This window comes from Mycobacterium sp. NGS29 (genome assembly GCF_059812965.1).
In genome coordinates this window covers 70,442-92,311 of the sequence record NZ_JCALDR010000020.1, presented here as the reverse complement: position 1 = coordinate 92,311, position 21,870 = coordinate 70,442, and the positions used below count along the sequence as shown (strand labels likewise).

Below are 21,870 nucleotides of genomic sequence, written 5' to 3'. Positions count from 1 at the left end.
GTCGACAATCCGTTGTGTGATATGAGACGCATCCGTGATCTCGGGCGGGTACCCGATCACGTCGCCTTGAAATCGTCGGGCGACACGCTGTCGAGAAACTCTTTGAATTTCTCCACCTCGTCCTCGCGGACGGGGCTGCCGCCCTCTTCGTCGCTTTCATCCGGAATCAGCAGACCGGCTTGGGCGAGCACCGACTCCTCGACATAGATCGGCACGTTGACGCGCAGGGCGATCGCCACCGAGTCCGACGGCCGGGCCGACACCTTGATGTCCCGGTCGAAGATCAAGTCCGCGTAGAAGGTGCCTTCCTGCAGATCGACGATGCGTACCTCTTTGAGCGAATGCCCAAGCGCGGCAATCAAATCCCTGATCAGGTCATGGGTGAGCGGGCGCGGGGGTTCGACACCCTGTTGCTCCAGGGCGATCGCGGCGGCCTCCGACTGACCGATCCAGATCGGCAGGTACCGGTCACCGTTCGTCTCGCGCAGCAGCAGCACCGGCTGATTCTGCGGCTGCTCGACACGAATGCCGACAACACGAACTTCACCCATCTGTGTCTGCCCTCCGCACGCCGCTGCCGTCGAAGGTGAAGTCTAGTCCTCAGCGATGCAGTACGTCGCGAACGGCCGACTTGATCAGCGAGGTGTGCAGCGTGATCGCCAGTGCGGCGACTTCGCGCGCCAGCTCGTCGGCCCGGTCCCGCGCGCCGGCTTTGCCCGCCTTGACCAGCGGCCCGGCGATCTGGGCGATCAGGTCCGATTGCCGGTCCGCCGCGGAGCGGAACGCACGCAAATGCCTTGGCTCCACGCCGTAATCGGCGAGCGCACGCGCACACTGCAGAATCACCACCGCGTGCTCGTCGAAGAATCCGCCTGGGCCGGTGGTGATGACCCCCGCCTTCAGCAGGGCGGTCAGGGTGCCCTCGTCGACGCCCGAACGGTCCAGCAGATCGTCGCGACTGAGCCGGACGGCGGTGGGTGAGACCGCGGCCGGCTCCGGGCCCGAGTCGGTGCCGTCGCCCGCCACCGACACCAATCGCGGTACCGCGTAAGGAGATCCGACCGCCGGCAGCTCCCCGTCGGGCTGGGCGTCGAGCTGTGCCCGGATCACCTTCAGCGGCAGGTAATGGTCGCGCTGGGCGGTCAGGATGAAGCGCAGCCGCGCGCAGTCATAGGCGGTGAATCTCCGATAACCCGACGCCGCGCGTTGCGGCGTCACCAGCCCCTCGGCCTCCAGGAAACGAATCTTGGAGATGGTGACATCGGGGAAGTCCGGTCGCAGCAGGTCCAGGACCGCCCCGATCGACATCCCGGAAAGTGCCGGGCTATCGGGTGCGCTCACTAGCCGCCGGATCCCCCGTCGTCGTCACCCTTGGGTCCGGTCAAGAAGACCAGCCGGAACTTGCCGATCTGAACTTCGTCACCGTTGGCCAGCACCGCGGAATCCACCGGTTCACGATTCACGTAGGTGCCGTTGAGGCTGCCGACGTCGACGACGTTGAATTCCGAGCTTTCCAAGCGAAATTCGGCATGGCGACGGCTCACCGTGACGTCATCGAGAAAGATGTCGCTGTCGGGATGCCGGCCGGCAGACGTGATGGCCTGGTCCAGCAGGAACCGGGACCCGGCGTTGGGCCCGCGTTTGACGACCAGCAACGCCGACCCGGCCGGGAGCCCCTCCACGCCCGACACCGAACTCTCGGTACCCGCCTGCGCGGGTGCGTCCAGTTCGTTGAGGAAGTCGGCGCGGAAGACCGAGGTGGTCTCCACCGTGACTTCGTCACTCTGCTCGTTATCCGTCACCCGCTGCTCCTCACTGGCCGCTGTGGCGTCCATATGCCGGCGTAGTACGGGCCGTAGCTCGGCCCGCTTCCCACTCGCATTTACCGCTTGTACTGCTGTCTACCGCTTCACGTCCGTGCTGCCTTGACCGTACCGCGCACAGGTTGTCGATGTGGCAACCACCTGCAGGATCGTAAGCCCCGCACCCCGGCTTGTTCTACATCCGGCGCGCGACCCGCGATCCGCCCCGAAACTGGGAGGTTAGCAACCGTCATTCGGCCAGCGTGCCGCGGTAGGCCTCAGCGTCGAGCAGACCGGCGATAGCCGAGTCCAGGGCGGCGACGTCGGCGCTGCCCACCTGGAGTTCCAGCAGCCAGCCGGCGCCGTACGGGTCGGAATTCAGCAGCTGCGGCGTGCCGTCCACATCGCCGTTGACCGCAGACACGGTGCCCGACACCGGCGCATACAGATCGGACACGGATTTGGTGGATTCCACCTCACCGAACGAATCTCCGGCGCGCAGTTCGGTGCCCACGTCCGGCAGCTGGACGAAAACCACGTCACCCAGTGCCGACTGCGCGAAATCGGTGATCCCGACCCGCACGGTGTCTTCCCCGCTGCGGCGCACCCATTCGTGTTCGGCGGTGTAGTGCAGATCGGAGGGGATATCGGTCACGGTGATCCTGTTCTGGTCGATGGCCGGGGCTGCTTCACTTGACGGGCTGAGCGTATTGGCGCGTTTTCGGTGGCCGCAAGGTGGTCACCTCGACGTGGTCGGACTGCTGCACCGACATCCGTCCGCCGACGCGTTTGACGCTGTCCTCCGCACCGCCCGGAATGTTCATCGCCGCCGCCAGGGTCGGCGGATCACCAATGGCCAGAAGCGAATACGGCGGGGCGAAAGCTTTGTTGTCGATGGTCAACGAGCCGGCCGAGCCGACCACCCAGGTGTCGACGCCGACTCGCACCGACTGCTGCGCGTCGTTGATCTGGATGGCCTCGGCGCCCGCGGCGCGCAACTCGTTGATCACGTCCAGCATCACCTCCGGCGCCACCCCGGGGCCGGGGTCGTCGATCCTGATGGTGACGCCCGGTCCGGTCGCACCCACCGCGCCGACCAGGATGGACAGCGCGGCCAGGCGTGCCTGGGCGTTCTCGATGGCGGCCTGATCGGTGTTGCCCGACGCCTGCAACCTGTTCAGCGTGTTCTGCAGGTCGGCGACTTCGGTGCTCAGCGTCGCCTCCCGCTGCCGCAGCGAATCCAGCAGCACCAGCAGGTCGGCGGGTCGGGCGGTTTCCAGGGAGTCGCCGGACTCGTTCTGCCGGACCTGGGTGACGATCGCGACACCCAGCACCAGGCACAGCAGCACGGCCAGCGTGCCGAACGCCAGGCGGGACCGGCCGGCCTTCGGGCGCCGCCGGCCGTCCGGGGGCAGCTCGTGCCGCCCGCGGTGCGCAGCCTCGGGCGACTTCGCCTCGTCCTGGCTCACCCACACCTCATCTCAGAGCTCAAGTCACGCCCCGAACAGTCGGCGGCGCAGCGCGGCTGCGTTGCCGAAGATCCGGATGCCCAGTACGACGATGATGGCGGTGGACAGCTGAGTGCCGACGCCCAGTTGGTCGCCGACGTAGACGATCAGCGCCGCCACCAGCACGTTGAACACGAACGAGACGACAAAGACCTTGGGGTCGAAGATGCGTTCCAGGTAGGCACGCAATCCGCCGAAGACCGCGTCCAGCGCGGCGACGACGGCGATCGGCAGGTACGGCTGGATCACCTCGGGAACACTGGGGTGAAACACCAGGCCCAGCACGATGCCGATGGCGACGGCGGCGATTCCGATCATGCCGGCAGATGACTTCTCACTTGACTTTCCTTACGGCCCAATCTGGTTGGCGAACGTGACCTCCCGGACAGCTCCGGCCGGCAGCGCTAGACCGTCCCCCACGTTGACGTTGACGCCCACACCATAGGAGACCTCCAGCAGCCTAAGCCGACGCAGTCCGGGACTGCGATCGAAGGCGTCCCGCATCGCCTTCGGGGGCCCGATCGCCACGATGGTGTACGGGCTGGTGGTCGGGTTGTTGTCGACCAGGATCGCGCCGCCGGCTTGCCGGATGGTCACATTGGGGCCGATCCGGGCGCCGTCGATCGAAATCGCTTCGGCGCCACTGGCCCACAACGAGTTGACGACGAGTTGCAGGTCGCGGTCCAGGATGATCTGTTGCCTGCCGCTCACCCGCTGCTTGGAGGCGTCGGACAGGTTCGGTCCGGCGCCGGGGTCGGTGACGGTGACGGTCACGCCCGGGCCGATCACCGCGGTGCTGGCGGCGGCCAGGCTCAGCGCGTCGAGGCGGGTCAGCAGACGTTGCCCCTCGGCGTCGTCGGTCAATGCGAGCCGCTGCACCTCGTCGACCTTCGCGGCCAGCGCGCTGCGCTGCCGGAACAGCCGGGTCGCGGCGGACTGCGTGGACCGGACATTCGCGGTTAGCAACTGCTGAGCCGTCCGCACCCCGGGCGCAACCGAACGGGCCTGGGCCACGGCGGCGGCGAACACCGCGGCGACCAGGGTCGCTGCCAACGCCTGCCACATCCAGCCGAAAGCTCGGGCGCGGTGGGTTTCCGGCGCGCCGCTGCGCTCGCGTGCGGCGGCCGCAGCCGCGTAACCGGGGTCCAGATGCTCCGACAACAGGGCGCGGAGCAGCGAGGGCACCGGGATACGTTTCGGGCGGGATGTGTGCGCGCTCAGGCCGGCGTTGGGGTCGTAGCCCCCGAGCAGCCGATCGGGCTCAGTCATGCTCCTGCCTTCGGGTCGGCTGCAGCGCGGCTGACCTTCGGCATCGTGCGCAGGACCAGCACCACCTGCACCAGGTACAGCACGAACGCCCACAGGTACATGTACATGCCCCAGATCAGAAACGCCCACCCGCAGTACCCCACGACCCGGCTCCACAGCGCGTCCCACTGACCCAGCAGGACCAGCGGGAAACCGCACATCAGGGCAAAGGTCGCGGCCTTGCCCACATAGGAGACCGGCAGCGCCGACAGGCCGCGGCTGCGCAGCAGTGGCAGGGTGGCGGCCAGCAGCGCGTCGCGGCCCACCAGCGTCAGCACGAACCACCAGGGCGCTATCCCGCTCAGGGCGAACACGATCGGGACGGTGACCATGTAGAGCCGATCGACGGCCGGGTCCAGCAGCGCCCCCAGCCGCGACGACTGGTCCAGCAGCCGGGCGATCTTGCCGTCCGCCCAGTCGGAGAACCCGCTGAACATCAGGATCGCCACCGCCCAGCTGTGGATATGGGCGACCAGCATCAGATAGATGAAGACCGGAATGAGGGCCAGCCGCACGATGCTCAGCACATTGGGCACCGTCAGCACCCGATCCTGTGCCAACCCAGGCTCCATGAGCCGTGACCTTAGCCCGCCGACGATGCCGTCCGCACGCGGAGGGTTGAGGAGGTGGGCGATGCAGCCGGGCCCGCCGACGATGCCGTCCGCACGCGGAGGGTTGAGGAGGTGGGCGATGCAGCCGGGTCCGCCGACGATGCCGTCCGCACGCGGAGGGCGTGTCTAGCCGGAGCTCAGCGGAAGACGCCGGGCAGGCTCAGCGTGGACAGGGTGTCGTCGGACAGCGGGTTGTCGTTGACCATGTAGGTCCACGTCGACGTCGGCCGGGCGAGCTTGGACAGGTCCAGCCCCTGCTCGTCTTCGAGGATGTTCGCTGTCTCGAACGTCTGCTGCGCCGCCTCGATCGCATCGGCGGCCAGCGAGGCGAACGCATCCACTGCCATCCGGTGGAACTCGTCGAGCGGATTCTGCCGACCCAGTGCCCGCAGGTGGATGCTCTCCCGGATATCGGCCAGATACGCGAGGTGATCAGCCCAGCCGCGGTCGAGGTGATAGAGCATGATCAACCGGCAGATCTTCTCCAGTCGCTCCTCGGAGAGATCTTCGGCCAGCTCCTTGTATCGCTTGGGGGCCAGCTCCTCGAGTTCCTCGCGCGCGGTCGCGTCGCGCAGCAGCGTGTTCCGGCGATCGACGATGATCGCCCGCTGCTGGGCGATCAGCTGGTTGTAGCGCCAGGTGTTGGCGTGCACGTCGAGCATCCGGCCCTCGGCGACCCGCTGCGCGTGATCGAGCAGTCCGGCCGCCTTCGGACTGACGATGCGGCCGTCTTCGTCGGTCTGCATCGGCAGCTTGTTGTGGTCGAGGTTGGCCGACACCACGTCGTCCTCCCAGCTGGAGAAGAATACCGACGAGCCCGGGTCACCCTGGCGTCCCGCGCGGCCCCGGAGTTGGTTGTCCAGCCGCTGGGTGTGGTGCCGGCCGGTGCCCACCACGTGCAGGCCGCCCAGTTCCGCGACGCGGTCGTGGTCGGATTCGTCGGATCCGCCCAGCCGGATGTCGGTGCCCCGGCCGGCCATCTGCGTCGACACGGTGACCACGCCGTGCTTGCCGGCCTCGGCGATCACCTGCGCCTCTTCCGCGTCGTTCTTCGCATTCAGCAGCACCGCGGGAACGTCGCGACGCAACAGCCGCTCGTGCAGGTCCTCGGATTCGGCGACGTCGCGGGTGCCTACCAACACCGGCTGCCCGGTCTTGTGCACCTCGGCGATGTGCTCGACGATCGCGTCGTTCTTGGCGGCCGCGGTGATGTAGACCCGATCGGATTCGTCCTCGCGGATATTGGGTGTGTTCGGCGGAATCGGCGACACACCCAGCTTGTAGAACTGACGCAACTGCTCACCGGCGGCCAGCGCGGTGCCGGTCATGCCACACACTGTGGTGTACCGGTTGATCAGCGCCTGCACGGTGATGGTGTCGAGCACCTCACCGGTCTCGGTGGTCTCGATGCCTTCTTTGGCCTCGACGGCGGCCTGCAGACCGTCGGGCCAGCGCTGCAGCTGCGCGATGCGCCCGCGCGAGGAGTTGATCAGGTGCACCGCGTCGTCGCGCACGATGTAGTGCACGTCGCGCTGCAACAAGACGTGCGCATGCAGGGCGACGTTGATTTCGGTCAGCGTGGTGCCGACGTGTTCCTCGGAGTACAGGTCGATTCCGCCGAGCGCCTTCTCGACCTTGCGGGCACCCGATTCGGTGAGATGGACGTTGCGGCTGTCGGAATCGGTGTCGTAATCGGTCTCCGGGTTCAACCGGCCGACCAGGTTGATGATTTCCACCCGCGGGGTCTCGCGGTGGCTGGTGCCGGCCAGGACTAGCGGTACCAGCGCCTCGTCGACCAGTACCGAGTCGGCCTCGTCGATCAGGGCGACGTCCGGATTCGGGGAGACCAGGTCCTCGACGTCGGTCACCAACTGGTCGCGCAGCACGTCGAACCCGATCTCGTTGACCGAGGCGTAGGTGACGTCGCAGTCGTAGGCCGCGCGGCGGTCCGCACTACTGGACTCCGCGGTGATCCAGCCGACCGTCAGGCCCATCGCCTCGATCAGCGGACCCATCCATTCGGCGTCCCGGCGGGCCAGATAGTCATTGATGGTCACCACGTGCACATGTCGGCCGGCCAGCGCGTACCCGGCCGCCGCGATCGCACCGGCCAGCGTCTTGCCCTCACCGGTGGCCATCTCGATGACGTCCCCGGCGAGCATGCGCAGCGCACCCAGCAGCTGGACGTCGAACGGGCGCAACCCGGTTGTCCGCTCACCGGCCTCCCGGGCGATCGCCAGGAACTGGGGGATGTCGTCGGAATCGGCGAGATCGTCGAGGTTGAGCAGTTTGGAGGCCTTGCGCAACTTTTCGTCGCTGAGGTCGGCGGCTTCCTTGTCGTAGTCCTCGGAAGCCGTCACGACCTCCATCGAGCGGCTGCGGTCCTTTTCGGTGCTGGCGCCCAGCAGACGCCAGAAGCGGCCGCTCAGACGGCCGGGTTGGGAACGGGTGGTCTTAGGCACAGCCCAACGGTACGCGGCGGCATTTACGCCAGGTTGGAGCGGCGCGGGTAGGCGACGCTGGGATCGGTCAGGACGTTGACGACCGAAGGCAGCCCGCTGGCGAAGGCGCGGTCCAGCGCAGGGCGAAGCTCGGCCGGTGCCGAGACCAGTTCGCCGTGCGCGCCCAGGGCACGGGCCACCTCGTCGTACCGGGTGCCCGGACGCAGTTCAGCCACTACCGAGTAGCCGTACAGCGCCTCCATCGGGTGTTTCTCCAAACCCCAGATGCCGTTGTTGCCCACCACCGACACCACCGGCACGTTGTGCCGGACCAGGGTGTCCCATTCCATCCCGCTGAACCCGAACGCGCCGTCGCCCTGCAGCAGCACCACCTGCCGGTCCGGGTGAGCGAGCTTGGCCGCCAACGCGTATCCGGGACCCGAGCCCAGGCAGCCGAACGGGCCGCTGTCCAACCAGCAGCCCGGCTGGTAGCTGTCGATCACCCGGCCGGCGTAGGAGCCGAAATCTCCGGCGTCGATGACCACGATCGCGTCGCGATCCAGCAGCGGGGCCAGCTCGGCGTAGACGCGCATCGGGTGCAGCGGGATGCGGTCTTCGGCGAGTTCGGCCTGTTCCAGGTCGCGCGCGGCGGATTCGGCCAGCCGCAGCTCGTCGATCCAACTCTGGTGCCCGGTCGCGCCGCATCCGGCCAGCGTCGACAGGATCGCGTCGAGGTCGCCGTACAGCTCGGCGGCCACCGGGCGCGGATGGCCACGCTCCGGGCGGGCCCGGTCGGCCACCACCAGCTGGGTCTGCTCGCCGAACACCTTGCCGAAGCCCAGCCGGAAGTCCATCGGGACGCCGACGATCAGCGCCACGTCGGCGCCGCCCAACGCTTTCGAACGAGCCCGGGAGAACGCCAGCGGATGGTCGGCGGGCACCGCGCCGCGGGCCATCCCGTTCATCAGCACCGGAATGCCCAGCTGCTCGGCGAGGCGCAGCAGTGCGATCTCCCCGCGACCCCACCAGACATTCGTGCCGGCCATGATGACCGGCCGCTGGGCCTTGGACAGCAGGTCGGCTGCCCGGTCCAGCGCGTCGGTGTCGGCGCTCGACGGTTCCGGCAGGTCGAACAGGGCACCGACGCGCCCGTCGTCGTCGGCCATGGAGAACACGTGATCCATCGGGAAGTCGACGAATCCCACCCCCGACGGTGCGCCCACCGCGGCCCGCAGTGCCTGGTCGACGAGCCGGCCCGCGTCCTCGGCTGACTGGGCGGTGGCAGCGAAACGGGTCAGCGGCGCCACGAAAGGCACATGGTCGATCTCCTGCAGCGAACCCATTCCCCAGCGCAACGCCGGTGCCCGGCCGCCCAGCACCACCAGCGGGGACTGATTCTGCTGCGCGGCCGCCATGGCGCTCATGCCGTTGGTGATACCCGGCCCCGCCGTCAACGCGGCCACACCCGGCACCCGGGTCACCTTCGACCAGCCCTCCGCGGCGAACGTCGCGGTCTGCTCGTGGCGGGTGTCGATCAGCCGCACCCCTTCGTCGCGGCAGCCGTCGTAGATCGAGAACAGATGCCCGCCGGACAGAGTGAACATCGTGTCGATGCCGCTGGCCTTGAGCCGGCGGGCGATGAGCCGGCCGGCGTGGACGGTGGGTGGAGCTGCGGTGCTCATCCCGGCAGCCTAACCGCCGCGCTCGGGTACCTTCGCGGGGAAGTACGCGTCGCGTGCCAGCCTGCTAGGAGGCGTCGAAGTTGGACAAGAAGCCGTTCCAGCCGTCCATCGACTGGTCTGCGGCACCCCTGGACTCCATTGAATGGCTCGCACTTGCGTGGCTGATCAGTGCGGCCTGCATCGTGACAGTGGTGGTCGTGCTGCGATATGCGACCGTGTGGGGCCGGCAGTTCTGGCGGATCACCGGCGACTACTTCACCGGCCCGCACGCCGTCCGCGTGTGGCTGATGCTGGGCGTGCTGCTGATGATGGTGCTGTTCTCGGTGCGGCTGGACGTGTTGTTCAGTTACCAGGGCAAGGATCTGTACGACTCGCTGCAAACCGCGTTCGAAGGCATGGGCGCGGGAAATGCCGCAGTCACCCGTTCCGGCAGGCACGGCTTCTATATGTCATTGCTGCACTTCAGCGTGTTGGCCGCCATCTTCATCGGGCGGATCCTCCTCGACATCTATCTGACCCAGCGGTTCGTCATCGGATGGCGCATCTGGCTGACCGCCCGGCTCACCGACGACTGGCTGGACGGCCGGGCCTACTACCGGGACCTGTTCATCGAGGAGCCCATCGACAACCCCGACCAGCGCATCCAGCAGGACGTCGACGTCTTCACCGCCGGCGTCGGCGGCACCGCGAACGCACCCGGCAACCAGGCGCAGGGGATGTTGCTGTTCGGTGCGGTGCATGCGATCGCCGCGGTGATCTCGTTCGCCTCGATTCTGTGGAACCTGTCCGGACGGCTGGAAATTTTCGGTGTCGGGCTGCCCCGCGCGATGTTCTGGATCGTGCTGGTCTATGTGGTGGTGGCGACCGTGGTGGCCTTCCGGCTCGGCCGGCCGATGATCTGGCTGAGCTTCTCCAACGAGAAGCTCAACGCCGCATTCCGTTATGCCCTGGTGCGGTTGCGCGACGCGGCCGAGGCGGTGGGCTTCTACCGCGGCGAGGGGGTCGAACGTGCGCAGCTGTGGCGGCGCTTCACGCCGATCATCGACAACTACCGTCGGTACGTCCGGCGGACCATCATCTTCGACGGCTGGAACTGGACGATGGGCCAGTCGATCGTCCCGCTGCCCTGGGTGGTGCAGGCACCGCGGTTGTTCTCCCGGCAGATCACCTTGGGCGACGTCGGGCAGACGGCGAGCGCGTTCACCCACATCGAGGGCGGCCTGTCGTTCTTCCGCTACAGCTACGACAGGTTCGCGCCCTACCGCGCCGCGATCATCCGGCTGCACGGACTGGTGGACGCGAACCAGAAGGGTCGCGCGCTGCCGTCGGTGCTGGTGCAGCCGAGCCGGGACGCAGTCGTCGAACTCGCCGACATCGAGGTGCGCAGTCCCGCCGGGGACCGCCTGATCGACCCGGTCGACGTGCAGCTCGATCGGGGTTCGTCGCTGGTGATCGTGGGCCAATCCGGGTCGGGGAAGACGACGCTGCTGCGTAGCCTCGCCGAACTGTGGCCCTACGCTTCGGGCACGTTGCGCTGCCCGGCCGGTGAGAACGAGACGATGTTCCTGTCCCAGTTGCCCTACGTGCCGCTGGGCACCCTACGCACCGTAGTGAGCTACCCGAATGCACCCGACGACGTCGCCGACGACACGCTGCGCGAGACGCTGATCAAGGTCGCGTTGGCGCCCCTGTGCGATCGGCTGGACGAAGAGCGCGACTGGGCCAAGGTGCTCTCCCCCGGTGAGCAGCAGCGCGTCGCGTTCGCCCGCATCCTGCTCACGAAGCCGAAGGCGGTATTCCTCGACGAGAGCACGTCGGCTCTCGACGAAGGGCTGGAATTCGCGCTCTACCAGCTGCTGCGTAGCGAACTGCCGGATTGTGTGGTGGTCAGTGTGAGCCACCACCGGGCCGTCGAGTTGCTGCACGAACGCCGGCTGGAGTTGCTGGGCGGCGGCCGGTGGCGGCTGGGCCCGGTGGATCAGGAGCCCGCGCAGGTCTAGGTCGTCGCCGCCGCGGCCGCGTGCGCTCCGGCGCGGCGCCCGAAGAAGGATCCCTCACCCAACTGCGTCCCGCTGGCGTATCCCTTGCCGTCCTGGGCGATGTTGGAGGCGCTGGCGCCGGCGGCATACAGACCCGGGATGACGCTGCCGTCGGCGCGCTGCACCTGCCCGTCCAGGGTCACCGCCAGGCCACCGATGGTGAAGCCGGAGTACATCGCCCGCCCGAGCGACAGGTCGAACACCGCCCAGGGACTCTTATCTTGTGCCGCAAGGTATTCCGGCTGCTTGTGAAACTCCGGGTCGTCGCCCTTGGCGGCGAATTCGTTGTAGCGCTGCAGCGTCGCGGCGAGGTTGCCGGCGGGGATGCCCAGCGCTTCCTCCATTTCGGCGATCGTCTCGTAGCCGTCCAGGAACTTGATCAGCGGCATCTCGGGCATCTGCATGTGTGCTTCGTCGACCACCAGGTACGCGGTCTGCTCTGGCTGTTCGAGGACGAACGCCGAGGTACGCGAGTGATAGGAGTCCTCGGCGACGAACCGCTTGCCCTCCTTGTTGACGATCACCCCGGTCAGCAGGATCTCCGGTGGATAGGCCGCCGCGGTGATGAACAACTCGTCCATGAATTTGGTCGCGCCGCCTGCCGAGACACCCAATCGGATACCCAGGCCGTCGTCGTTGGGGTTGCCCAGGATGTAGGGCGCGACCATCCCGTGGTGTTTGGTGCGCCGTTGCTGGCCCAGGGCGGGCGTGTGACTGGCGACCATGTCCGGGTTCATCGCGAAACCGCCGGCGGCGATCACCACCGCCTTGGCCCGGACGGCCCCGGTGTCGGCGAAATGCTTCCAGCTCACCCCGACGACCGCACCGCCGTCGTCCACGATCAGATTGGTGGCCCCCGTCTCGTAGCGGATGGCTACGCCGAGCTCGTCAGCGCGCTTGAGCAGCAGGTCGATCACCATCGCCGCACCACCCAACTCGCCGGGCACCGGCACGGAGTGCCCGCGCGGCGCCGGGACGGCCTGCTCGCAGAACGGCCATACCTTCTCGTTGCCGGTGTAGCTGAGACCTTCGGTGCCCGGGGGTACGACCACCTTGCCCGGGTAAAAGCTGCGCTCGAACTGGAACCCCAGCCCCTCCAACCAGTCGAAGTGCTCCACGCTGCCGTCGCAGTAGGCGCGAATCTTGTCCAGTTCGGGCTCGCGCGACACCGCGACCAGGTACTTGTACATCTCCTCCGCAGAGTCGGAGTGCCCGGTGGCCTCCTGGACCGCGGTGCCCCCACCCAGATAGAAGTGCCCGCCGGCCATCGAGGTGGTGCCACCGGCCGCGGCCGCGCGTTCCAGCACCAGCACCCGGGCGCCTTCGGCGGCTGCGCTGACCGCAGCACACCCGCCGGCGATACCGAAACCGAGCACCAGCACGTCGACCTCGTCCGACCAGGACCCGACCGTGTCCACCCGGACCGTTGCTGGGATGTCGGTACTCATCGGGGCCCCTCCTGGTTGTTGCGCACGTCGTCGGAGCGGCTCATCACTGCTCCCGTTTCAGGTAGTCGTAGAACGCTTTGATCTCGTCGGACAGGTAGGCGATCTCCACGAACGGCACGCCCGCCTGCGGCGCCGACACGTAGGCGAAATGCATTCCGCCGGGCATCACGCCCTGTTGCACGACCGTCGCACCCCGGGTCGCGGCATCGGCGAGGGCCGCGTCGAACTTCGCGAGTGTTTCGGCCGCCACGCAGATGTGGTGCAGACCGGGGCCGTGGTCCCGCAGAAAGTCACTATAGATATTCTCCCCGCGGACCGGCTCGATCAGCTCCAGCTGCATGTCTCCGAGGTAGCTCAGGGCGATATTCGCGACGAAATCCGCCGGCTCGCCGCGGTACGTGCACGTCTCGGGACCGAAGTGCACCTCTGGGATCCGCACCCACTTGCGAACACCTAACAGGCCGGTGAGAGCGGTTTCGGTGGTGCCGAGATCCGCCGCCACCCAGGCGATTTGAATGGGCGACTGAACGAGGAGGTTCATCGTCTCGCAGAATATCCCAGTCGCGCGCCGGCCAGGACTGCTGGTGAGCACTTTGCCGTGTCCGCCGCGCCGCGGGCGCGGACACGGCGGTGAACGTGTTCTAGTTGATGCTCAGTGTCGGGCCAGAACCTCGACCAGCAGGCGCACCTGGGTGTCGAAAACCGTCGCAGCATCGCCGAGGGTGTCGGTGCCGTACTTTCCGAACACCTCGAGGCTGATCGCTCCCACCACGCCGGCGAACAGCAGGAAGCACTTGCCGACGACGTGGTCGTCACCGGGGAAGGCGTACACGTCGCGCAGCCGCCGGAAGTCGGAGGATGTCGGTTGCGGCGCGTGGCTGTCGACGAGCACGATGTCACCGGTCGTGATCCCGGCGGCGACGGCATCGAGGAACGACGCCACGATGCGGGTGCCGATCGGTCGGGCACGATCTTCGGGCGCGGGAAAGCCGGGCTCTGGACTGCCGTAGAGCAGTCCCCACCGGGCGGGGTGCGCCACCGCCCACTCGCGCATGGCGTGAGCCATCGCGATCACCTCGTGGCTCCACGATTCGCCGCCGGCCCCGTCTCGTGCCCGGTCCACCTGGTCGGCGAGGTCGGCATAGGCATCGATGACCGCGGCCTCGATGTCCTCCGGCGAGTCCTGGCGTGTGCCCACGGTCAAGTCTGACACGATCGCCCTGCGCCCGCGTTCGGGCCGAGCTCGTGCCGCTAGCTCGCGCCGGCCCCCAGGTCGTGGCGGGCCTGCTCGGAGGCGCTCTGCCAGGACACCGCGGCCGGCAGATCGCCCCAGATACTGTTGAAGATCCCGATGATCTGACCTGCGGAGCCGTTGGTCAGGTACACCGGCCCGCCGGAATCGCCCTGTTGGGTCTGCACACCGTGCGACATGGTGAACCAGCCGTTGTTGACGCTTTCCACGGTGCCGCAGGTTTCGCCGGTGGTCACACCGAAGTGGCAGACGGCCTGTCCCGGGGCCGGTGCCGCGCCGGTGGACACCAGGCCGCGGCCGCCGGGCAGAATGTTGCTCATGGTGACGCCGTTGGCCAGCGCGATCGCCTCGTAGTCGTCGATGGGCTGATCGGTGGCCACCGTCGACCCGGTCGGGGTGTTGTCCCGCGACGCCACCACGTGACCGATCAGGTTGTTGTTGCCGTCGTAAACCGACCCGCCGCCGCGGCAGTGCCCGGCGCTGAACGCCATGCGCCGGGCGATGTCGACGAACCCAAGCGTGCAGACGCGATTGTCCTGATGGATTTCCATTCCCGGGAACACCAGCGGCGGGTCGGCGCTGGCGGTGGCCGGCGACAGCCCGAAGGCCGCTGCCGCGGACATCATCGACGCGAGGACTGCCCGCGCTAGTGTGCGGCCCACGAAGGCCTCCCATCCGTCGTGATCGACACGCCGTCCATCAGGTCACGGCGCTATAACGTCAACATTAAGGCTTTCGCGCGGACGGGCTGCAGCGTTACCGAGCGCTGGCCAGCGGGGTGGCGTCCGCGGTCTGCCGCCTCTCGCGCGGCGTCCAACCGGGCGGGCCGAAAACATATCCCAGGCGGGCGCGCAGCCCCCGCGCCGAGCGCAGGTCCCGAGCGATCGCCACGTATTCGCGGGTCTGCAGTTTCCAGATGTTGAAGGTGCCGACCGGCTTGGTCAGCCCGTAGTGGGGCCGGAACAGTTCCTGCTGGAAGCTGCCGAATAGCCGGTCCCAGACGATGAAGATGCCGCCGTAATTCTTGTCCAGGTACGGCTGGTCCATGCCGTGATGCACCCGGTGGTGCGACGGCGTGTTGAAGATGAACTCGAACCACCGGGGCAGTTTGTCGATGCGCTCGGTGTGCACCCAGAATTGGTAGATCAGGTTCAGCGACCAGCTGAAGAAGATCAGCCACGGCGGCACGCCCAGCAGCGGCAGCGGCACCCACATCAGAATCTCGCCGCTGTTGTTCCACTTCTGGCGCAGCGCGGTGGCGAAGTTGAAGAATTCGCTTGAGTGATGAGCCTGGTGGGTAGCCCAGATCAGCCGAATACGGTGGGCGGCGCGGTGATAGGCGTAGTAGAGCAGGTCGACACCCAGGAACGCGACGACCCACGTGTACCACTTGGTCGCAGGGAGGTGCCATGGTGCGACATAGGCATACAACGCGGCGTATCCGAACAGCGCCAACGCTTTCCAGGCCGCCGTGGTCGCGATCGACACCAGGCCCATCGAGATGCTGGCCATCGAATCGCGAGCGAGGTAGGCACCTGACGCCGGCCTGGCATGCCCCGGGTCCCCGGTGCCGGCCGCCGCGTCAAATTTCTCGAGTTTGCGCGCCGCCGTCCACTCCAGCGTCAGCAGCAGCAGGAAAAACGGAATGGCGAACAGCACCGGATCCCGTAGCTCGGCGGGAAGGCCGGCGAAAAAGTCCGTGACACCATTCACACTGGACAGATTACTGAACCCGTGCCGATTGACGAACCGAAGACGAGATGATCCGCCCGATCCGGAAACCGCACGTCACCCAGCGGCTGCTGCGCGCGTCCGGCGTGCGCAACCGGATGTTTCCGCCGGCCAAACTCGAACACTGGGCCGCGCATCCGCGCCCGCCCTACTGCGGCCGGCCCTCGTCGCTGGTACTGAAGAAGATCGACGTGGTCCGCACCGACCTCAACGGCCGCCCGGTGTATCAAGTCACCCCGCGCCACGTCGACGCCGGCGAACTGACCGGCCACGTGCTCTACCTGCACGGTGGCGCCTACGTGCTGGATCTGCTGCCGCACTTCCACTGGCCCGCCATCGCCCGGCTGGCGCACGTGCTGCGCCGCACCCTGGTGGTGCCGATCTACCCGATCGCCCCCGAACACAGTTACCGCCAGGTCTTTCCGTTCCTGTTGCAGGTCTACCGGCAGGTACTGGACACGCACGATCCGAAATCGATTGCTTTCATGGGCGATTCAGCCGGCGGTGGGATGGCCTTCGCGTTGTGCCACGCGGTGCGCGACGCCGGACTCCCCCAGCCCACCGACGCGCTGCTGCTCTCCCCCTGGATGCACCTCGGACTACCGGACCCCGAGGTGCTCAAGGTCGCCAAGATCGATCCGTTTCTCAATCTCGACGACCTGCGGGCGGCCGGTATCCGCTATGCGGGCGGGGACCCGCTGGACCACCCCTTGCTCAGCCCGAGCATCGGACCCCTGGACGGGCTGCCGCGCCTGACGGTGTTCACCGGCACTCATGACGTGCTCAACCCGGACGCGCGTGCGTTTCGCCGGCGGGCGAGCAGCGAAGGCCTCGACATCGGCTGGTACGAGCTCGAGGGAGGCATGCATACCTGGATGTTGCTGCCGGGACCCAAGGCGAAAGCGACGCTCGGCCAGATTCGTACGGTGTTGTCCGGTTGAGCCGCGTCGTGGTGATCGGCTCCGGGTTCGCGGGGCTGTGGGCCGCACTGGGCGCCGCGCGTCGGCTCGACGAACTCGGCGTCGCGCCGGGAACCGTGGACGTCACGGTGTTGAGCGCCAAGCCGTTTCACGACATCAGGGTGCGTAACTACGAGGCGGACCTGAGCGCCTGTCGGCTGCCGCTTGCCGACTTGCTCGATCCGGTCGGTGTCGGACACGTCACCGCCGAGGTGACCGGGATCGACGCCGACGCCCGCACCGTGACCACCGCGGCCGGCACGACCTATCCCTACGACCGTCTGGTGCTGGCCGCGGGCAGTCGGCTCAGTAGACCCGACCTGCCCGGGCTGCGCCGATTCGGCTTCGACATCGACACCTACGACGCCGCGTTGCGATTGGAACGGCGGTTGCGCGAGGTCGCCGATCGGCTGCCGGCCGCTGGGTCGGCGACGGTGGTCGTAGTCGGGGCGGGACTGACCGGTATCGAGACCGCCTGTGAGTTACCCGAACGGTTGCGTGCGCTGGGGTTGACACCGCGGGTGGTGCTGATCGACCACACGGAGGTCGGCTCGGACATGGGTGCGTCAGCGCGACCGGTGATCCTGGCAGCGCTGTCGGACAACGGGGTTGAGGTGAGGACCGCGGTCAGCGTCGCCGGGGTCGATCCGGACGGGGTGACGTTGTCGTCGGGCGAGCGGATCGACGCCGTCGCCCTGGTGTGGTGTGCGGGCATGCGCGCCAGCCCGCTGACCGAACAGCTACCGGTGGCCCGCGACCGGCTGGGCCGGGTGCCGGTGGATGACCACCTGCGGGTGATCGGCGTGCCGTCGATATTCGCCGCCGGCGACGTGGCGGCCGCGCGGCTGGACGACGAGCATCTGTCGGTCATGTCGTGTCAGCACGGCCGCCCGATGGGCCGTTATGCCGGCTACAACGTGATCAGCGACTTGTTCGGTGCGCCGCTGCTGACGCTGCGGATCCCGTGGTATGTCACTGTGCTCGACCTGGGACCTGCCGGCGCGGTGTACACCGAAGGCTGGGACCGCATGGTGGTGGCTCAAGGCGCGGCGGCCAAAGCGACCAAGCAAACGATCAACGGCCGACGCATCTATCCGCCGCTGTCCGCCGACCGCGCCGATCTGCTGGCCGCCGCCGCACCTGAACTGCAGGCCCGGCCCTGATCAGTCGGACTGCGGGTCGGGCAGGATCGGACTGCTCGGCTCGCCGGCGTACCAGTGCACGGCGTAGACGCCAGGTTGCAGGGACAACTCGCCGACCAGTCGCTCCAGCTTGGCCGGCGAGTGACCGTCGACCAGTACATGCGCGGTGAGCGCGATGTTGTCGTTTCCGTGGTCGAAGCCGGCTTGTCCGGTGTGGATGCCGCGCAGGATGATGTCGTTGCCGCTGGTGTGCTGCACGATCTGGGCGCGGGCGTACTTCGCGGACTTGGGCCGGCAGATCACCTGAACCTGGTAGGGCTCCAGGCTCTCGTCCTCTTCACCGGAATTGTCGTGATCGATGATCCGGCCCAGCGGCCGCCCCAGCAGGTGGATGCCGACGACGGTGCCGGTGGCGATCAGCGCGAACGCCAGGTGTCCGGACGCCGCCAGGACCCCGACCGCCGCAGAACACCACAGGGTGGCTGCGGTGTTGAGCCCACGGACGTTGAAGCCCTCGCGCAGGATGACCCCGCCGCCGAGGAAGCCGATACCGGACACCACATAGGACGCCACCCGGGTGGGGCTGCTGTCCTCGGTGGCGGCGGCGTACAGCACGAACAAGGTGGCACCGGTCGCGACCAGCGCGTTGGTGCGCAGACCCGCCATCCGGGCCCGCCACTGGCGTTCCAGGCCGATGAGCGCGCCGCATCCGACTCCGACGCAGAGGCGCAGTGCGAACTCGGCAGTGCTCAGCGTCTGCACCGCGCCACCCCCTCTCCCTGGACCAACGGGCTACGGCAGCCAATCAGATTCGGGTTAACACCAGGTGGAGGACAGGCTAACGGGCCCTCGCCGGGCGGTCAGATCAGAAATAACCACCCTCGGGTTGCCCCAGGTGCTCGGGGCAGTACGTGTTCGACGCGATCGCGGTGAACAATGCCGCCCCGTCCAGGGTCAATGCGGGATTTTGGTTCTTCACGTCGGTCAGCACCTGCAGACCTGTTTCGCCGTTGCGCATCAACCCGCATACGGCCTGCGCGGAGGCAATCGCCTGACCTGGGTTGGAAACCGTGATGCCGGCGTTGGCCAGCGCGGACAGAAACGCGGCGTCATCACCGCCGGGGTCGCCGTGCGCGGGGACCGCGGGACCGAGCATCGCGACCGCACCCACCGCGGCTGCCAGTACTCGCAGGCGGATCATCGCCGAACCCTACTGCGCATCGGGCAGCATGATTTTCGGCTTGTCGCCGCTGGACACGTGCACGGCGTGGATGCCGGGTTTCTTCGACAGTTTCTCGAGCAGGCCGTCCAGCCCGGCCTTGTCGACGTTCCAGTGTTGGACCGCTTCCGGTTCCTGCTGCAGTTTCGCGATCACACTGTCCAGCTTCACCGGCTCGACCGGGCCTTTCCCGCCGTTGGCGCGGGCGCGGGCACCGCTGCCGCTCAACACTTGGGCGCCGACGGTGCCGGCTGCCCCGCCGGTGAGACTTCCCAAGGCCATTTGGTTGATCAGGTCGGCGGGGATCGCTGCCGCCGGAGCCGCGGCCATGCTGGTGACCGGCAATGCATTGGAGACCATCCGGATCGCCGGGGTAGCCGACGCCCAACTCGGTGGCACCGACAATTTGCCCACCACGTTGGCTTCACCGGTACCCGCCGACACCGCGTTGGTCAGACCCGCCGTCGGCGACATCCCCAACCCGGCTCCCAGCGCGGACTTCGGGATCTCATCGAGCGGCGGCTTCCAGAACAGTTTGAACTCCGTCATGCCCAGGTTGGGCACGCTCATGATGTCGTTGGCCACGGTGCTGAACCGGCCGATGTCGGCGAAGATCCCGAAAGTCAGCTCCCAGGTCGGGCCGGCCAGCGGGGTACCGCCCAGCGCGTTGAGCACCTCACCCATGGCCTGCATGTAGGAGGTGCTGGCCCCGCCGAGGGCCTGCAACGCCTGTAGCACGACGTCGAACGGGAAGACCGGTGCCGCCGTCGGTGCGGCAGTCGCTGCCGCGGTGGCTGCCCTGGTGCCCGCGGCCAAAGCGCCGGCCTGCCCGACGGCGCTCTGTTGAGTGCCCAGCCCGGCCACGTTGGTGACCTGCGGTGGTTCGGTGTAGGGCGTCAGCCTGGCGGCGGCCGCGGACGCCGTGGCGTAGCCGAACATCGCCGCGATGTCCTGCGCCCACATTTCCGCATACTGGGCTTCGAGGGCAGCGATCGCCGCGGTGTTCTGCCCGAATATGTTGGTGGCCAGCAGCAGCGCCAGCTGGCTGCGGTTGAGCGCGATCTCCGCCGGCGGTACCACCGCAGCGAAGGCCGTCTCATACGCGCTCACTGCCGCCTTGGCCTGGTCGCCCGCCTCCTTGGCCTGCGCGGCGGTGGCCGACATCCAGCTCACGTAGGGTGCGGCCGCTGCGGCCATCGCGGCCGCCGAGGGCCCGGTCCAGGTTTCGTTGGCCAGGCCGTCGACGACCAGACCGTAGGAGGATGCCGTGGCCTGCAGTTCGGTGGCCAAGGTGTCCCAGGCCGTGGCTGCGGCGATCATCGGACCCGCGCCCGGTCCGGCATACATCATCGCGGAGATGATCTCCGGTGGTCGTACCGCGAAACTCATCAGTCCCGCCTCTCTCAGTCCGCCGGTATCACGATGATGGTCGCCGTGGTCGCGACGTCTTCGGCCGCGGCCACGCCGCCGGTGGCGCCCGCGGTGCCGCTGCCGACGGTGCGCACGGTGGCCCCGGCCAGGGCGCGTCCGGCCAGGCTGGCCATCGCCATCTCGCCGAACAGGCCGCCTTCGGCCGCCGCCGGGACCGCGGCGAGTGCTTCCGGAGTCGCCCCCGGCAGCACGGACGTCATAGCCCGGAGCACCGGCGCCTCGGTCACCCAGCCTTGCGGCACCGACAACGACCCGACCAGCGTGGAGTTCCCCATCGCGCCGGCCACCCCGCCCGCCGGCGCAGCGGACGCCACGTACCCGGCTCGTAGCGGCGACAGACCGGCCAGCGGCTTGCCGCCGCTGTTCAACAGGGACGCCACCCCGGGTGCGTTCTGCGACAGACCGAGGATCTGCAGGCCGAACAACCACCAGCCGCCACCGAGGACGAAAGGAATGATCGGGCTGTATGCGCCGGTGACGGCAGCAAAGAAGGGGCGGATAGCTGCGGCGTACGGGTAGAGGGCTTCGATGACGTTGCCGACCGGTGTCGTCGCCGCCGGGGCGGCGGCCGTGGTGGTGGCCAAACCCTGCAGCATGTTCGGGAAGAGATTCAACAGCTGCGACAGCTGCGACTGAATGTCCGTGGCGGCTGCGGTGCCCGCGGCTTGCGTGACTGCCGCCGCTTGATCGGCCGTCCCCGCCACGTTGGTGGTCTCGGGCGGCGGCTCGAACGGAGTCAGCACGGTCGCGGCCGCTGAGGACGCCGCATAGGCGTACATGGCGGCGGCGTCCTGCGCCCACATCTCCATATACTGCGCTTCGGTGGCTGCGATGGCGGCTGTGTTCTGTCCGAGAATGTTGGTAGCCACCAGGGTCATCAGCAATGCGCGGTTGGCCTCGATCACCGGTGGCGGCACCGTCGCCGCGAACGCTGTCTCGTAGGCCGCGGCGGCAAGCTTCGCCTGGGTGCCCGCCTGTTCCGCCTGTGTCGCGGTGGCGGCCATCCAGGCCATATACGGTGTCGCCGCTGCCGACATCGACATCGCCGCCGGACCGTGCCAGGAGCCGACGGCCAAACCGTCGATCGTCGATCGGTACGACGCCGCGGTGTAATGCAACTCTGCGGCCAATGCGTCCCAGGCCGCCGCAGCGGCCAGCATCGGCCCGGATCCCGCCCCCGTGTACATTCGTCCAGAGTTGAATTCTGGTGGCAGCGCCCCGAAGTCCATTTCTTCCCCTCCGGTCCCTCTGTCGCCGCCATGGTAGTCACGCCACCAGGGTCCCGTCGGCGAGTCCT

22 protein-coding genes are annotated in these 21,870 nt (G+C 67.9%); 3 read left to right on the top strand and 19 right to left on the bottom strand.

The window, feature by feature from the left end; genetic code table 11:
• Positions 1–56 precede the first annotated feature (56 nt).
• From AC5Y5Z_RS22310 to AC5Y5Z_RS22265, 10 genes are all read right to left on the bottom strand, one after another.
• Positions 57–551, bottom strand: a complete 495-nt coding sequence (locus AC5Y5Z_RS22310; protein ID WP_499918937.1) for a bifunctional nuclease family protein — start codon at positions 549–551, stop codon at positions 57–59.
• A 49-nt stretch (positions 552–600) separates the two neighbouring features.
• Positions 601–1,341, bottom strand: a complete 741-nt coding sequence (gene ftsR / locus AC5Y5Z_RS22305) for a transcriptional regulator FtsR (protein WP_463828996.1) — start codon at positions 1,339–1,341, stop codon at positions 601–603.
• Complete coding sequence (garA, locus tag AC5Y5Z_RS22300) at positions 1,341–1,802, bottom strand: glycogen accumulation regulator GarA (protein ID WP_463828997.1); 462 nt, start codon at positions 1,800–1,802, stop codon at positions 1,341–1,343. Before garA ends, ftsR begins: the two co-directional genes overlap by 1 nt.
• Positions 1,803–2,052: 250 nt before the next feature.
• Positions 2,053–2,457 (bottom strand): glycine cleavage system protein GcvH, encoded by a 405-nt coding sequence (gene gcvH / locus AC5Y5Z_RS22295; protein WP_463828998.1) that lies wholly within the window; start codon positions 2,455–2,457, stop codon positions 2,053–2,055.
• A gap of 34 nt (positions 2,458–2,491) precedes the next feature.
• Positions 2,492–3,277 carry a DUF881 domain-containing protein gene (locus AC5Y5Z_RS22290; RefSeq protein ID WP_499918932.1) on the bottom strand — a complete coding sequence of 262 codons (786 nt, stop codon included), beginning with the start codon at positions 3,275–3,277 and terminating at the stop codon, positions 2,492–2,494.
• An 18-nt stretch (positions 3,278–3,295) separates the two neighbouring features.
• Positions 3,296–3,628, bottom strand: coding sequence for a small basic family protein (locus AC5Y5Z_RS22285; RefSeq protein ID WP_499927583.1), 333 nt, complete (start codon positions 3,626–3,628; stop codon positions 3,296–3,298).
• Positions 3,629–3,658: 30 nt separating this feature from the next.
• A complete protein-coding gene (locus tag AC5Y5Z_RS22280; RefSeq protein ID WP_463829000.1) occupies positions 3,659–4,579 on the bottom strand; it encodes a DUF881 domain-containing protein in 921 nt (306 codons plus the stop codon).
• A complete protein-coding gene (locus tag AC5Y5Z_RS22275; protein ID WP_463829002.1) occupies positions 4,576–5,190 on the bottom strand; it encodes a CDP-alcohol phosphatidyltransferase family protein in 615 nt (204 codons plus the stop codon). The genes AC5Y5Z_RS22280 and AC5Y5Z_RS22275 overlap by 4 nt, the downstream gene beginning before the upstream one ends.
• A 176-nt stretch (positions 5,191–5,366) precedes the next feature.
• Positions 5,367–7,691 (bottom strand): accessory Sec system translocase SecA2, encoded by a 2,325-nt coding sequence (gene secA2, locus AC5Y5Z_RS22270; protein ID WP_463825430.1) that lies wholly within the window; start codon positions 7,689–7,691, stop codon positions 5,367–5,369.
• A 23-nt stretch (positions 7,692–7,714) separates the two neighbouring features.
• Entirely contained in the window at positions 7,715–9,352 is a 1,638-nt protein-coding gene (locus AC5Y5Z_RS22265) for an acetolactate synthase (RefSeq protein WP_499918925.1), read from the bottom strand.
• A gap of 80 nt (positions 9,353–9,432) precedes the next feature.
• Here AC5Y5Z_RS22265 and bacA point away from each other — a divergent pair, with 80 nt between their 5' ends.
• Positions 9,433–11,352 carry a vitamin B12 ABC transporter pemease/ATP-binding protein BacA gene (gene bacA / locus AC5Y5Z_RS22260; protein ID WP_499927580.1) on the top strand — a complete coding sequence of 640 codons (1,920 nt, stop codon included), beginning with the start codon at positions 9,433–9,435 and terminating at the stop codon, positions 11,350–11,352.
• On the opposite strand, the gene AC5Y5Z_RS22255 is transcribed toward bacA, so the two are convergent.
• From AC5Y5Z_RS22255 to AC5Y5Z_RS22235, 5 genes are all read right to left on the bottom strand, one after another.
• Entirely contained in the window at positions 11,349–12,839 is a 1,491-nt protein-coding gene (locus AC5Y5Z_RS22255) for an FAD-binding protein (RefSeq protein ID WP_499927578.1), read from the bottom strand. The two genes, bacA and AC5Y5Z_RS22255, sit on opposite strands and share 4 nt — an antisense overlap.
• Before the next feature lie 43 nt (positions 12,840–12,882).
• Positions 12,883–13,380 (bottom strand): VOC family protein, encoded by a 498-nt coding sequence (locus tag AC5Y5Z_RS22250; protein ID WP_463825426.1) that lies wholly within the window; start codon positions 13,378–13,380, stop codon positions 12,883–12,885.
• Positions 13,381–13,491: 111 nt separating this feature from the next.
• Positions 13,492–14,145, bottom strand: a complete 654-nt coding sequence (locus AC5Y5Z_RS22245) for a TetR-like C-terminal domain-containing protein (protein ID WP_463825474.1) — start codon at positions 14,143–14,145, stop codon at positions 13,492–13,494.
• Positions 14,091–14,753: an Rv1815 family serine proteinase gene (locus tag AC5Y5Z_RS22240; protein ID WP_499927576.1), complete on the bottom strand. Its 663-nt coding sequence runs from the start codon at positions 14,751–14,753 to the stop codon at positions 14,091–14,093. The genes AC5Y5Z_RS22245 and AC5Y5Z_RS22240 overlap by 55 nt, the downstream gene beginning before the upstream one ends.
• A gap of 94 nt (positions 14,754–14,847) precedes the next feature.
• Positions 14,848–15,804 carry a sterol desaturase family protein gene (locus tag AC5Y5Z_RS22235; protein ID WP_463825424.1) on the bottom strand — a complete coding sequence of 319 codons (957 nt, stop codon included), beginning with the start codon at positions 15,802–15,804 and terminating at the stop codon, positions 14,848–14,850.
• Between the two features lie 47 nt (positions 15,805–15,851).
• On the opposite strand from AC5Y5Z_RS22235, the gene AC5Y5Z_RS22230 reads away from it, so the two are divergent.
• Together AC5Y5Z_RS22230 and AC5Y5Z_RS22225 are read left to right on the top strand one after the other, a co-directional pair.
• A complete protein-coding gene (locus tag AC5Y5Z_RS22230; protein WP_463825423.1) occupies positions 15,852–16,763 on the top strand; it encodes an alpha/beta hydrolase fold domain-containing protein in 912 nt (303 codons plus the stop codon).
• Positions 16,760–17,944 (top strand): NAD(P)/FAD-dependent oxidoreductase, encoded by a 1,185-nt coding sequence (locus tag AC5Y5Z_RS22225; RefSeq protein ID WP_499927573.1) that lies wholly within the window; start codon positions 16,760–16,762, stop codon positions 17,942–17,944. The genes AC5Y5Z_RS22230 and AC5Y5Z_RS22225 overlap by 4 nt, the downstream gene beginning before the upstream one ends.
• Here AC5Y5Z_RS22225 and AC5Y5Z_RS22220 read toward each other — a convergent pair whose 3' ends face one another.
• The 4 genes from AC5Y5Z_RS22220 to AC5Y5Z_RS22205 form a co-directional block, all read right to left on the bottom strand.
• On the bottom strand, positions 17,945–18,685 hold the full coding sequence (locus tag AC5Y5Z_RS22220) for an MgtC/SapB family protein (protein WP_463825421.1): 741 nt from the start codon (positions 18,683–18,685) through the stop codon (positions 17,945–17,947).
• 103 nt (positions 18,686–18,788) lie between these two features.
• Positions 18,789–19,124, bottom strand: coding sequence for a DUF732 domain-containing protein (locus AC5Y5Z_RS22215; RefSeq protein WP_499927571.1), 336 nt, complete (start codon positions 19,122–19,124; stop codon positions 18,789–18,791).
• A gap of 9 nt (positions 19,125–19,133) precedes the next feature.
• Positions 19,134–20,531 carry a PPE family protein gene (locus tag AC5Y5Z_RS22210; RefSeq protein ID WP_499927569.1) on the bottom strand — a complete coding sequence of 466 codons (1,398 nt, stop codon included), beginning with the start codon at positions 20,529–20,531 and terminating at the stop codon, positions 19,134–19,136.
• A gap of 14 nt (positions 20,532–20,545) precedes the next feature.
• Positions 20,546–21,802, bottom strand: a complete 1,257-nt coding sequence (locus tag AC5Y5Z_RS22205; protein WP_463825418.1) for a PPE family protein — start codon at positions 21,800–21,802, stop codon at positions 20,546–20,548.
• Positions 21,803–21,870 lie beyond the last annotated feature (68 nt).